Genomic DNA, 12,736 nt, shown 5'->3' with positions numbered 1-12,736 from the left:
GGTAAAAGACCCCATGACTACCCGATGGGGAGATCATGGGGCCAGACATCATTTAGCGGATCACTTCATACGAGCCTTGAAACGGGGATTGCTTTTGCAAATGACGAACAATTTGCCCCGACGGCGCACCAACTGACAATCGGGATGACGTGCCCGTGCGGATTTGAGTGAACAGACGACCTGCATTCAGGACTCCTTCTTGCTTGAAAATGCGCCAAAGCGCTTGTTGAAACGGGCCACACTCCCCTCACTCGATACCTGCTTCTGCTTGCCGGTATAGAACGAGTGCGACTGGCTGGAAACATCGAGCGACACATAGGGATACTCCTTCCCGTCTTGCCACGTATAGCGGCGATCGCTCTTGATGGTTGACCCGACCAGGAAAAAGGCATCTGCTGCCGTGTCATGGAACAGCACCAAACGATAATCCGGGTGAATATGAGGCTTCATGGCAACTCCATTTTGTTATGTTATAACAAAATGTAAGTGAGAATAGCTCTCGTTTCAAGCATAAAATGTCGTATGAAGAAAATCGCTTCAGTGAGTGATGTGTTGATACTGAGGTGGAGGCACTACGCCAGCGGAAAGAAACAAGAGGGAGGCTCCATACTTGCAGCACGGAAGGCCAAGACACTGCGTGGGTCAAAACACAAGGTGCAAGTGAGTGTAACAAGCCTCAGGAGAGGCTGAATCATAACCATCAATGAGAATAGGCAAGATGTTCGCGGTTCAATGAGATATCAGAAACGAGATGCTACAGAGGTGAAAACAGTAAAAGAGACGCGGTGTAATAACAGAGATGAAACGATTGATGAAATTATATCAACTGACCTTACGGTATTGCTCGGTCACGGTAATACGCGGTTTCATCCGGTTATTCATCACCTTGATCACCCCGAAACGCGGCAAGGTTTTACTGGTGGTCAATACCAGCTCGGCAGTGAGGTTCAAACAGACGCTGGCCTGCTCCCCAGCCTCAATGACCATAAATTCACCGTTGCCATGGGGTGTATTCATCAAGACCAGATCACCATTTTGCGGGATCACTTGCGGATGCTGTTCACTAAAAAACCAGCTTTGCGGCATCAGGGGTTTATAAAAACGACTGACCGCTATGGCATTAAGCACCAGCTGTACCTGATGGGGAATACTCCACTCGAGTTCGGCTGCTTTATCCATCAATTGATAATAGAGGGCTGCATCATCGACACAAAAAGGTTGGGTCGCAAACGAGCTGGGCACCAATTGTCGCCCTTTATACTCGGTCGCAAATAACATGTTATCAGACAGGTCCAACATCAGACGGTCATTCTGGGCATCATAGTGCCATTGCCAGCTATCGGTCGGTTGAATAAACATGTTGGAGCCCTTACTTGATAATTACCAGTTGACTTTATTCCATATGCAGGAAATCAGCAACGTCAAATAAAGGGCTCCTCCATCTATTTCTTAAATATTGGTCACAATCTCTTTGACCAGCCCCGGCCCTTTATAAATAAAGCCGCTATAAATTTGTACCAGACTGGCACCGGCAGCCAGCTTTTCACGGGCAGCCATGGCACTATCAATACCACCCACCCCGATAATTGGCAGAGCACCATTGAGCGCCTTGGCCAGATGACGGATCACCTCGGTACTCTTGTGCTGTAGCGGACGACCACTCAGGCCACCAGCTTCACCGGCGTGGGGCATGTCATAAATCATTTCACGCTCGAGGGTGGTATTGGTGGCGATAACCCCATCAATACCATTCCGTACCAACGAAGCGGCCACCTGATCTATTTCTTCAAGGCTTAAATCCGGGGCAATTTTAACCGCCAGCGGCACGTACTTTTTATATTGGGCGGCCAGCTCTTGCTGACGCACCTTGAGGGCGGCCAGCAACTCATCCAGCGCCTCGCCATATTGCAGCGAACGCAGCCCCGGGGTGTTGGGGGAAGAGATATTGACGGCAATATAACCGGCATGATCATAAACCTTGTCCATGCAGATCAGGTAATCATCCTTGCCCTGCTCGATGGGAGTGTCTTTGTTCTTGCCGATATTAATGCCGATGACCCCCTGATATTTGGCCTCTTTTACCTTGGTCACCAGATGATCCACCCCCTTGTTGTTGAATCCCATCCGGTTGATGATCCCCTCTGCCGGAATAACCCGGAACAAGCGGGGCTTGTCATTGCCACTCTGGGGTCTGGGGGTGACGGTACCGACCTCGATAAAGCCAAATCCCATGGCGCCCAGCGCGTCAATGCACTCACCATCTTTATCCAGACCGGCCGCCAATCCCACCGGATTGGCAAAAGAAAGCCCCATGACAGTGACGGGGCGTTTCGGCAAATTCTGGCGGAAGAAACAATCGAGTGGCGTACCGAGAAGGCGGGGCAAATATTTCATGGAGATATCGTGAGCCTGTTCCGGATTGAGCTTGAACAGGAAATGCCTGGCGATGGGGTACAACATCTTTGCTCCTTAAAGAAAGCCCCGGCAACTGGCCGGGGCTTTGGGTGTAATGTCGGTGCCATGCCTTAATCTGGTAATTAAAGTGCCCGACAATTCAACTGGAGCAGGTTCAACTCTCGCAAGGCCACCGAGAACTTGGCGAACTCGTGAGTGCTGGTGGTCTTGAAGTCGGCCAACATATGGGTCCAACGGGACAAGAGTTGCTCATGCTCCGAAATCCAGTTGGCCAGTATGGTAGCGCATTCTCCCTCTCCTTTGCACCCTTCCAGTACCACAGAAGTGAGACTGCGTTGCTGCCAGTCCAGATCTTCGCGGAAGGAGGCTCGCGCCATCGCCTGCCAGTGGTTGCCGACCGGCTGATGGTTGATCTGGTCGAGGAACCAGTGCAGATCCAGTTTGGCACCGAGGCGATAGTAGACATTGGCGGCGCGCAGGATATCGGTCTTGTGCTCCGCGGCAATCTGCGCCAGATCCAGGCTGGAGAAGAGGCTGCTCATATGGGCTACCTGACGGGCAATGGCCTCCGGCACCTGTTTCTCCATCCACTTGGCTACAGCCTGACGATGCTCGGCCACTTCGCTCTCATCCATGACCTCGTAGAGGTGTTGACCGAGGGTTTCGAACGCCGGACGGAAGAAGGCGATGTTCTCGCTGATGCTCCAGCTGCGATTGCGGGCGCGCAGGAACCAGCGGGTGGCACGGCGCACGATCCGGCGGCTGTAGAACATCAGCTCGAGCTGAGTCTGGGCATCCACCAGGTTGTCGCACCCTTCGATATCGCGCCACAGCTGGTTCATGCCAAACACTTCGCGGGCCATGGCAAAGCAGCAGGCCACTTCGGCGACCGAGGCACCGGTTTCGTCCTTCATCCGGCTGGCGAAGTTGAGCCCCATGTCGTTAACCAGCATGTTGGCAACCCGGGTAGCGATGATCTCGCCGCGTAGCGGGTGATCGGCCAGCTGGGCACCAAACTGCTGCTGTACCTTGGCCGGGAAGCTGGTGACCAGCATGTTGGCGAGGAAGGGCTCGTCGGTCACTTCCGGGCAGTTGAGCTGCTCTTTCAGTACCATCTTGCCGTACGCCACCAACACCGCCAGTTCGGGGCGGGTCAGCCCCTGCCCTGCCGCCATCCGCTCGGAGAGCTCCTCATCGGATGGCAGGAACTCCAGTGCACGATCGAGCTTGCCTTCCCGCTCCAGCCCCTGAATGAAGCGCTGCTGCTCTTTAAGTTGTTCAGAACCGCGGAAGCTGGTGACCGATATGGACTGGGACTGGCGATAGGCATTGGTGATCACGATCTGCGCCACGTCGTCGGTCATCTCGTAGAGCATCTGGTTACGTTGCTTGAGGGTCAGATCCCCTGCCGCAACCAACTGGTTCAGCAGGATCTTGATGTTCACCTCGTTGTCGGAGCAATCCACACCGCCGACGTTGTCGGTAAAATCGGTGTTGATGCGACCGCCCTGACTGGCGTACTCCACCCGACCGAGCTGGGTAAAGCCGAGGTTGCCCCCCTCACCCACGATACGGGCCCGCAGATCGCGGCCGTTGACTCGCAGTGCGTCGTTGCTGCGATCCCCAACTTCCCCATCGCTCTCGCGAGCGCTCTTCACATAGGTGCCGATGCCACCGTTCCACAGCAGATCGACGTTGAGGCAGAGCAGCGCTTTGATCAACTCGTTCGGTGCCATGCTGGCCTTGTCGGTACCGAGCAGGGTTTGTATTTCCGGGCTCAGCTTGATGGACTTGGCCGAGCGCAGGAAGATGCCGCCCCCCTGTGATATCAGCTCGCGGTTGTAGTCATCCCAGCTGGAGCCCGGCAGATCGAACAGGCGCTGGCGCTCGACAAAACTCTTGGCCGCATCCGGAGCGGGGTCAACAAAGATGTGCATGTGGTTGAACGCGCCCACCAGCCGGGTGTGCTCGGAGAGCAGCATGCCGTTGCCGAACACGTCTCCCGCCATGTCGCCGATCCCGACGCAGGTAAAATCGGTGGTCTGGCAGTTGACGCCAATTTCACGAAAATGCCGTTTGACCGACTCCCAGGCGCCACGGGCGGTGATGCCCATCTTCTTGTGGTCGTAACCGACCGAGCCACCGGAGGCAAACGCGTCGCCCAGCCAATGGCCATATTCGAGGCTTATTTCGTTGGCGATGTCGGAGAAGGTAGCCGTGCCCTTGTCGGCGGCCACCACCAGGTAGTAGTCATCCTCGTCGTGACGCACCACGGATTTGGGCGGGATCACCTCGCCGCCGATGATGTTGTCAGTCACATCAAGCAGACCGCGAATAAACAGGCGATAACAGGCCTTTCCCTCCTCCTGAATGACGGCGCGGGTTGCCCCCACCGGCATCTGTTTGCAATAGAAACCGCCCTTGGCCCCCACCGGCACAATGACGGTGTTCTTGACCTGCTGGGCTTTCACCAGACCCAGTACTTCGGTGCGGAAATCCTCTTTGCGATCTGACCAGCGCAGACCGCCACGAGCTACTTTGCCCCAGCGCAGATGTACCCCTTCCACTCGCGGCGAGTAGACGAAGATCTCGAATTTCGGCAGCGGCAGCGGCATGTCGGTGATAGTGGAGGGAGCCAGTTTGAAGGAGATGTAGGGCTTGATGTTGCCCGCCTTGTCCAGCTGGTAGTAGTTGGTACGCAGGGTAGCGTCGATCATCTCCACATAGCGGCGAATAATGCGATCGTCGTCCAGGTTGGCCACCTGATCCAGCTTGGTGGCAAGCTGCTCGTGCAACTTGGCCTGTACCTTGACGTCCTGCTTGCCGGCCGGATCCAGGCGCTGTTCAAACAAGGTGAACAGCAGCTGAGCAATCTCCGGATAACGGGTCAGGGTCTCTTCAATATAGGACTGGCTAAAAGAGACGCCGGTCTGACGCATGTATTTGGCATAGGCGCGCAGCACCGACACCTGGCGGCCGGTGAGACCCGCCCCCAATACCAGCCGGTTGAAGCCGTCATCTTCCAGCTGCTTGTTCCAGATGGCGGCAAAGGCTTGCTGGAAGCGTTGCTGACTCTGGGCCAGATCAAAGGGCTGCTCGCCGTGCAGCAACATGGAGAAGTCGAGGATCCAGAACAGATCGCCACCCGGAGTGCGTACCTGATACGGGGTCTCACCGATCACCCGCAGTCCCATGTTTTCCAGCATCGGCAGTACATCGGAGAGGTGAATGGGCTCGGTGCGATGGAACAACTTGAGCCGTACCCGACGATCGTTCTCCTCCTCCTGCGCGCGGTAGAACAGCATGCCGAGTGGCTCGGCTTCGCTCAGGTTATCGAGCGCCATGATGTCGGCCACGGCCGAGCCAGGCAACACATCCTCCTTGTAAGCACGGGGGAATGCGGTGCTGAAACGGCGGCGCAGCTCGTTGCCACGGGCCTCGCCATAGTGAGAGAGCAGCACGGAGTCGAGTCTGTCGTCCCAGCTGCGGGCCGCTTCAATCAGGTTGTTCTGTACTTCGTTCACATCCACATCCACGTTGTTGTTGTTGACCCGCACTATGTAGTGGGTCCGCGCCAGCACGCCTTCGGTGAAGTAGACGTTGAACTCCACCTCTTCATTACTGCCAAAATATTTCTGCAAAATTTGCTGGGTCTTTATCCGCAGCGCCGTGTTGTAGCGCTCCTTGGTGACATAGACCATGCAGGAGAAGAAACGGCCGTACACATCGCGGCGCACGAACAGCCGCAGCATGTCCCGCTCCTGCATCTCCAGTACGCCCAGACCGGTGGCCAGCAGCTCCTCTTCACGGGCCTGGATCAGCTCGTCACGGGGATAGGTTTCCAGCACGTTCAGCAGCGCCTTGTAGGCGTGGGAGCCCTTCTCGTGACCGGAGGCAGCCATGATGCGTTCGAGACGATGGCTGATGAGCGGGATCTGGGTCGCGCTGGTGTTGTAGATGGAAGAGGCGTAAAGACCTATGAAGCGATCTTCCCCGATCACCTTGCCATGCTCGTCAAAGCGCTTGATGCCGATGTAATCCACATAAGCCGGACGGTGCACCCGGGACTTGCTGTTGGATTTGGTGAGGATCAGCAGGTCAGAACTCAGAGCGGCGTGACGTGCGCTGGCTGGCATGTTGCCAAGGCGCTGGCCCACCTCCTTGATGGAGTTCTTCATCAGCCCCAGGCTGGAGCTGGCCTGCGGCAGGATCTCGTGATCCCCCTCCACCGCTTTGACGTCGTAGCGACGATAACCCATCAGGGTGAAGTTGTGGGCAGCTACCCATTTGAGGAAGGCAACGCAGGAGGCCACCTCCTCCTTGCTGGCCGGACTCTTGCGTTTGGGAAGCTCGTCGATGATCTCATTGAGCTTGGCTAGCATGGGCTGCCAGTCGCCGACTGCCAGCGCTACTTCACCAGCCACGGAGTTGAGCTCGGCAGCCAGCGCGGCCATCTGCTCCTCGCTGGTGAGGTGATCGATCTCGATAAGGAATGCCGTTTCAACCGAGGTCTGCCCGTCGGTGTTGTCGAGTTCCAGAATGGCATCAATCTTTCCATCCGCTCCACGAATGAGGTGCAGCGGTTGGTGCAGCATCATGTGGGCGGTGATATTGAGTCGCTTGAGCGCCATCCGGATGGAGTCCACCAGGAAGGGCGAGTCCTGCAGGATCACCTCGACGATGGTATGGGGCGATTGCCAGCCGTGACGGGTCAGCTCGGGATTGTAGACCCGGATGTAGGGATCGGTGCCGGTGCGCTGATTGAGGGCATTCCACAGGCTCAGGGCCGCGCCGTAGAGATCGCTGTCATTGCGATCGTGCAGGTCGGAGCTCGCCATGTTGCCGTAGAACTTGGCAACGAAGCGCTCGACCAGAGAGGCGCTGTTTTTGGGCAACTTCTGATGGATCAGGCTGAGAACGTTTTCGAGCAGAACTGAGGTAGGGGCGTCTTTCAATGCCATTTTTATATTCCTTATCGGACGACATTAACCACCGACGCAGAGGCAACCACCCTGGTTACCCGCTGGTGCAGAGTTGTTGCGAAGTGTAATGGCTTGGATAAGGGAAGGCGAGGAAAGGTGCTAACGAGATGTTAAAAACAAGGTACAGATCACGGCTTAAACTGTGAGAAATTTTGCAAATAACCAAAAATACAGAAATTCCCACTACCTTTGTGCCAGTTTACCGGATAGATAGTGACGCAAAGCAGATAAACAGTCGGTAATCTGTTCGATTTTTGTTAATTTATGCGTTCGAGACTGATAAAGCGGTAATCGTCCTGGGTTTTCAGCCGAAAGTAGCCATGCACACCATTGATGGCGACAAAGGGCCGTATTTTTTCTATACCAAGTTCCAGGGTCAATCCCTGTTCGCTACGCACCACCAGCCGTCTGACGTGGCCCTGATACATCAGCATCACCTCATCGCTATTCAATGAGAGCCGAAAAGTAAACTGCTTCACGCTTGCTCCTGATCACACGACAAATCACACAATGGGGCAGGAGCGTAACGCTCCTGCCCCATCGACACTTACTGCTGCAGCGCCTTGCTGACCTTCTCGAACAGATCCCGTGCCAGCCCCTCAAGGTTGGCAAGACGGGTCAGCTCGGCGCGGATCAGCGCCTTGCGCACCTCATCCAGTCGCTTGAACTGGATAAGCGGAGTGATGAGGCGGGAGGCCACCTGTGGATTGACCTCGTTGAGCTCGATCAGCAGATCGGTCAGGAAGCGGTAACCGCTGCCATCCACCGCATGGAACTGCACCTGATTGCTCATGGCGAAGCTGCCGATCAGCGCCCGCAGCCGGTTCGGGTTGCGAATGCTGAAGGTAGGATGATTCATTGCCTGCTTCACTTCGCCGAGCACATCGGCAGCCGGCTTGCTGCCAATCAGCCGCAGCCAGTTGTCCAGCACCAGTCCATCCTTGGCCCACTTGCCCTCGAAGTCGGCCAGCAGCGCAGCGCGGCATGGCAGCAGATAGCCGTTGGCCACCTGCAACGCCGCCAGGGTGTCGGTCATGTTGTCGGCGGTTGCGTACTGCTCGCGCACCAGCGCATCGGCATGCTCCGCATCCAGCGCAGCCAGATAGCCGAGCACCACCCCTTTGAGGGCCCGCTTGGCCATATCGGCGTGCACCACCTGATAGCCGCTCAGACGCAGGCTCTGATAGGTAGCCGCCAAGCGCGCGCCAAAGGCCTCGGCAAGACGGGTGTGGATCGCGTCGCGCACCTGATGGATGGCATCGATATCGGCCACCTCGAACAGCTCGGCTAGGGTCGCTTCACCTGGCAGCGCCAGGATCTCCGCCTTGAGGGCCAAATCCAGCTCGCTGTCGTCCAAAATGGCGACGAAGGCGGCCAGCAGGGTTTGGGAGAGCTCAACCCCCTGCCCGTGTTGCACCCGCGCCACCCCGTCGATGACCGCTTTGTTGATCAGCATCTGGGCGGCATCCCAGCGGGCAAACTCGTTGCGAGCAAAGCGCATCAGGAAGGCGAGCGCTTCATCGCTGTAGTCATAGTACAGCTTGACCGGCGCGGAGAAGTCCCGCAGCAGGGAGGGAACCGGCTTGACCGGCACCTGATCGAATTCGAAGGTCTGCTCCGCTTCGAGCACATCGAGCACGTTGCCGATGGCCTTGCCCTGATATTGCAGCGCGATGACGGCACCTTGCTCGTCATAGAGCTCGATATCGAAGGGGATATGCAGCGGCAGCTTCTGCGGCTGATCCTGAGTCGGCGGGGTGTGCTGGCTCACATGGAGGCGATAGATACCGCTGGCGGCATCGTACTCGTCGGTGACGGTCAACTCGGGGGTACCGGACTGGCTGTACCAGCGGCGGAAACGGCCGAGATCGACACCGGATGCATCCTCCATCGCCTGCACGAAATCATCGCAGGTGGCGGCCGAGCCGTCGTGACGCTCGAAGTAGAGGCGCATACCGGCCTGGAAGGCCTCTTCACCTAGCAGGGTGTGCATCATGCGGATCACTTCCGACCCCTTCTCATAGACGGTCAGGGTGTAGAAGTTGTTCATCTCGATCACCACATCCGGGCGGATCGGATGCGCCATGGGGCCGGCATCTTCGGCAAACTGCGGGCCGCGCACGGTACGCACGTTGTTAATGCGGTTGACGCCGCGGGAGCCCAGATCGGAGGAGAACTCCTGATCCCGGAATACCGTCAGCCCCTCTTTCAGGCTGAGCTGGAACCAGTCGCGGCAGGTGACGCGGTTGCCGGTCCAGTTGTGGAAATATTCGTGACCGATCACCCGTTCGATACCGTGGTAGTCGCTGTCGGTGGCGGTGGCCGGGTTGGCCAGTACGAACTTGGAGTTGAAGATGTTTAGCCCCTTGTTCTCCATGGCGCCCATGTTGAAGAAGTCCACCGCGACGATCATGTAGATGTCGAGATCGTACTCGAGGCCGAAACGCTGCTCGTCCCAGCGCATGGAGTTGATAAGGCTCTCCATGGCAAAACCGGCGCGATCGAGGTTGCCCTTGTCGACGAAGATCTCGAGGGCCACCTTGCGGCCGCTCTTGGTGGTGTAGTGGCTGCGCTCCACATCGAAATCACCGGCCACCAGCGCAAACAGGTAGCTCGGTTTGGGGAAAGGATCCTGCCACTGCACGAAGTGACGGCTGCCATCCAGATCACCGCTGTCGACCTTGTTGCCATTGGAGAGCAGGAAAGGATATTTGGCTTTATCGGCGGTAATGCGGGTGCTGTAGCGTGCCAGAATGTCGGGGCGGTCCAGATAATAGGTAATGCGACGAAAGCCCTCAGCTTCACACTGGGTACAGTAGGCATCGCCAGACTTGTAAAGCCCTTCGAGTGCGGTGTTGGCGGCCGGATCCAGCAGGGTGACAATGGTCAGCACACATTCGGCAGGCAGGTTGAACAGGGTCAGACTGCTCTCGCCTTGCTCGTAGTGGTCACAGGGAATGCCATCGATGGCAATGCTCTTGAGGGTCAGCTGCTCGCCATCGAGGACCAGCGGCGCATTGTGCTCGCCGTTGCGGCGAATGCGGGTGATGGCAGTGACCTGGGTCAGTGGTTCCTGCAATTGGAAATCGAGGTCGATAGTGTCGATCCAGTAGAGCGGCGCCTGATAATCCTGGCGATATTTGGCCGTCATGGCCTGGGAGTGATCGGTCATTATTGTCTGCTTCCACGCTTGTTAAAGGCGAGAAAGAGGCTGTCACAACCAACTGGCGGGGTCAAACGATTTGCATGACATCAGATGTGCCAGATAAAAAGAAAGGGCGACCGCAGTCGCCCTTGTGCATGATGGGTTGCCTGTCAGCTGCGTTTGCTGTCCATAGCCAGATCCGCCGTGATATTGGCCGCTTCGATGAGATACTCATCGGGCGCTTCAAAATCAGCGGGCAGTTCGTCCAGGCTCTTGACTGCCGGCTTGCCAAGACGTGCCAAGCGCTCATTGGTACGTTTAAGCGCTTTCTCATCCTGTTTCGCCTGCTCTGCAACACGCTCCGCCTCGTTGAGGGAGACCGACTTCTTGTCTTTCTCCTCCTTGTAGTCAGCGATGTCCTGCATCACATAGGCAAACTCGGGATCCTTGGCGATCCGAGCATCGTGCGCCGCCTGCAACTTGGGCAGCAGACTGGTGAAATTGCCGAGTTTCTCGTAGTTGGCTGAGGCTATCTTGTCCCAAGGCAACGCATTAAACTCGCGGCTTTCGCCCGTCTCTTCCGGCGCAACCGGTGTCGGGAAGCTGATATCCGGCGCAACGCCCTTGTTCTGGGTACTGCCACCATTGATCCGGTAGAACTTGGCGATGGTGTACTGCACGTGACCCAGCGGCTGCTCGTAGAAGTCATAGACCTTGGCGAGGCTGCGATGTTGTTGCACCGTCCCCTTGCCGAACGAGTTTTCCCCCAGGATCAGGGCGCGACCATAATCCTGCATGGCGGCGGCGAAGATCTCGGAGGCAGATGCACTGTATCTGTCGATCAGCACCGACATGGGACCGCCGTAATAGACGTTGCCATCATCGTCACCGTTGACCGTGATACGACCCATATGATCCCGGATCTGAACCACAGGACCGCTGCCAAAGAAGAGACCGCTCAGGGCAGAGGCTTCGGTCAGGGCTCCGCCGCCGTTTCCGCGCAGATCGATGATCAAACCATCGATCTTCTGCTTGTTGAGGCTGGAGAGCTCCTTGATCACATCATCGTGCAGATTGACGTAGAAACTTGGAATCTCGATGACACCGATCTTCTTGCCTTCGGCGGTGATCACCTTGGACTTGGCCGCGCGATCTTCAAGGCGCACCTTGTCACGGGTCAGCTCGATCTGTTCGGTCTTGGCGGTAGCGCCCTTGCCGCGCTGAATTTCAAGCTTGACCTTGCTCCCCTTGGGTCCCTTGATGAGCTCGACCACGTCATCGAGACGCCAGCCGATCACATCAACAATCTTGCCATCTTCCTGTCCCACCCCGGTGATCTTGTCATCAGGCTTGAGGTGGTTGGATTTGGCAGCAGGACCACCGGGTACCAGGGAGCGGATGACTGTAAAGTCATCTTCCGCCTGCAACACGGCACCGATCCCTTCCAGCGAGAGGTTCATCTCGGTGTTGAAACGATCGGCACTGCGCGGTGAGAGGTAACTGGTGTGGGGTTCGATGGCGCGAGCGAAGGAGTTCATGAAGAGCTGGAAGACATCTTCGCTCTCGGTCTGGGACATTCGCTTGATGGCGTTGTTGTAACGCTTGCCAAGCAGCTCCTTGATCTCGGGCCACTCCTTGCCGCTGAGTTTGAGGCTCAGGGCATCGAACTTGACTCGCTGACGCCACAGCTCGTTGAGCTCTGCTTCATCTTTGGGCCAAGCCGCACCTTCTCTATCGAACACATAGTTGTCGGGCTGGGTGAAATCAAAGGGAGTGTCAAGCAGTTTGAGGGCGTATTCGAACCGCTCATAACGCCGTTGCTGACTCAGGTTGAACATCTCGTAGGCGGGTGCCAGACGGCCTCTTTCGAGGTCGGTGTCAAAACCGTTACGGTATTTTTCAAAACGGCTGATATCAGAGGCCAAAAACAGGTTGCGACTGTAGTCCAGATTCTCCAGATATTTATCGAAAATCACGGAGGAAAAGGCATCATCCAGCTTGAACTGTTTGTAGTGCGAGCGGGTAAACAGATTGGTAATTCGCTTGCTGGCCGTAGCATGTTGGCTCTCTTGAGCCAACACAGGCAAATCACTCTCCTTGAGCACCGGCTCGATGGCCTGTGCAAGCCCGGCAAGCGCCAGGCTACAGGCAACGAGGGAAAAACGAATTACGCCATGCTTCAACATTTGTCTCC

Annotated in this window: 8 protein-coding genes; all 8 read right to left on the bottom strand. The window is 56.7% G+C overall.

Going from position 1 to position 12,736, the window contains the following annotated elements:
• Positions 1-60 precede the first annotated feature (60 nt).
• The 8 genes from ykgO to prc all read right to left on the bottom strand — a co-directional run bounded on the left by ykgO (position 61) and on the right by prc (position 12,728).
• Positions 61-186 (bottom strand): type B 50S ribosomal protein L36, encoded by a 126-nt coding sequence (ykgO, locus tag G5171_RS02115; protein WP_005336596.1) that lies wholly within the window; start codon positions 184-186, stop codon positions 61-63.
• Positions 187-450, bottom strand: coding sequence for a type B 50S ribosomal protein L31 (locus G5171_RS02110; protein WP_005336598.1), 264 nt, complete (start codon positions 448-450; stop codon positions 187-189). It abuts the gene before it with no gap.
• 372 nt (positions 451-822) lie between these two features.
• Entirely contained in the window at positions 823-1,359 is a 537-nt protein-coding gene (locus G5171_RS02105) for a cell division protein ZapC (RefSeq protein ID WP_421211051.1), read from the bottom strand.
• 90 nt (positions 1,360-1,449) lie between these two features.
• Positions 1,450-2,460 (bottom strand): quinone-dependent dihydroorotate dehydrogenase, encoded by a 1,011-nt coding sequence (gene pyrD / locus G5171_RS02100; protein WP_421259758.1) that lies wholly within the window; start codon positions 2,458-2,460, stop codon positions 1,450-1,452.
• 77 nt (positions 2,461-2,537) lie between these two features.
• Positions 2,538-7,376, bottom strand: a complete 4,839-nt coding sequence (locus tag G5171_RS02095) for an NAD-glutamate dehydrogenase (protein ID WP_421259757.1) — start codon at positions 7,374-7,376, stop codon at positions 2,538-2,540.
• A 278-nt stretch (positions 7,377-7,654) separates the two neighbouring features.
• Complete coding sequence (locus tag G5171_RS02090; RefSeq protein WP_005345441.1) at positions 7,655-7,876, bottom strand: DUF2835 family protein; 222 nt, start codon at positions 7,874-7,876, stop codon at positions 7,655-7,657.
• 68 nt (positions 7,877-7,944) lie between these two features.
• Positions 7,945-10,569: an aminopeptidase N gene (gene pepN, locus G5171_RS02085; RefSeq protein WP_421259756.1), complete on the bottom strand. Its 2,625-nt coding sequence runs from the start codon at positions 10,567-10,569 to the stop codon at positions 7,945-7,947.
• A gap of 143 nt (positions 10,570-10,712) precedes the next feature.
• Positions 10,713-12,728, bottom strand: coding sequence for a carboxy terminal-processing peptidase (gene prc / locus G5171_RS02080; protein WP_005345439.1), 2,016 nt, complete (start codon positions 12,726-12,728; stop codon positions 10,713-10,715).
• Positions 12,729-12,736 lie beyond the last annotated feature (8 nt).

This window comes from Aeromonas sp. 600774 (assembly GCF_049175075.1).
GTDB classification, from domain to species: Bacteria; Pseudomonadota; Gammaproteobacteria; order Enterobacterales; family Aeromonadaceae; genus Aeromonas; species Aeromonas veronii_A.
This window is presented reverse-complemented; position numbering and strand designations above follow the sequence as displayed.

Bases quoted from the DNA above. Each gene is read 5' to 3' on its own strand.
- ykgO (WP_005336596.1), bottom strand. From the start codon at position 186: ATGCAGGTCGTCTGTTCACTCAAATCCGCACGGGCACGTCATCCCGAT.
- prc (WP_005345439.1), bottom strand. From the start codon at position 12,728: ATGTTGAAGCATGGCGTAATTCGTTTTTCCCTCGTTGCCTGTAGCCTG.
- G5171_RS02095 (WP_421259757.1), bottom strand. From the start codon at position 7,376: ATGGCATTGAAAGACGCCCCTACCTCAGTTCTGCTCGAAAACGTTCTC.
- G5171_RS02105 (WP_421211051.1), bottom strand. From the start codon at position 1,359: ATGTTTATTCAACCGACCGATAGCTGGCAATGGCACTATGATGCCCAG.
- pyrD (WP_421259758.1), bottom strand. From the start codon at position 2,460: ATGTTGTACCCCATCGCCAGGCATTTCCTGTTCAAGCTCAATCCGGAA.
- G5171_RS02110 (WP_005336598.1), bottom strand. From the start codon at position 450: ATGAAGCCTCATATTCACCCGGATTATCGTTTGGTGCTGTTCCATGAC.
- pepN (WP_421259756.1), bottom strand. From the start codon at position 10,569: ATGACCGATCACTCCCAGGCCATGACGGCCAAATATCGCCAGGATTAT.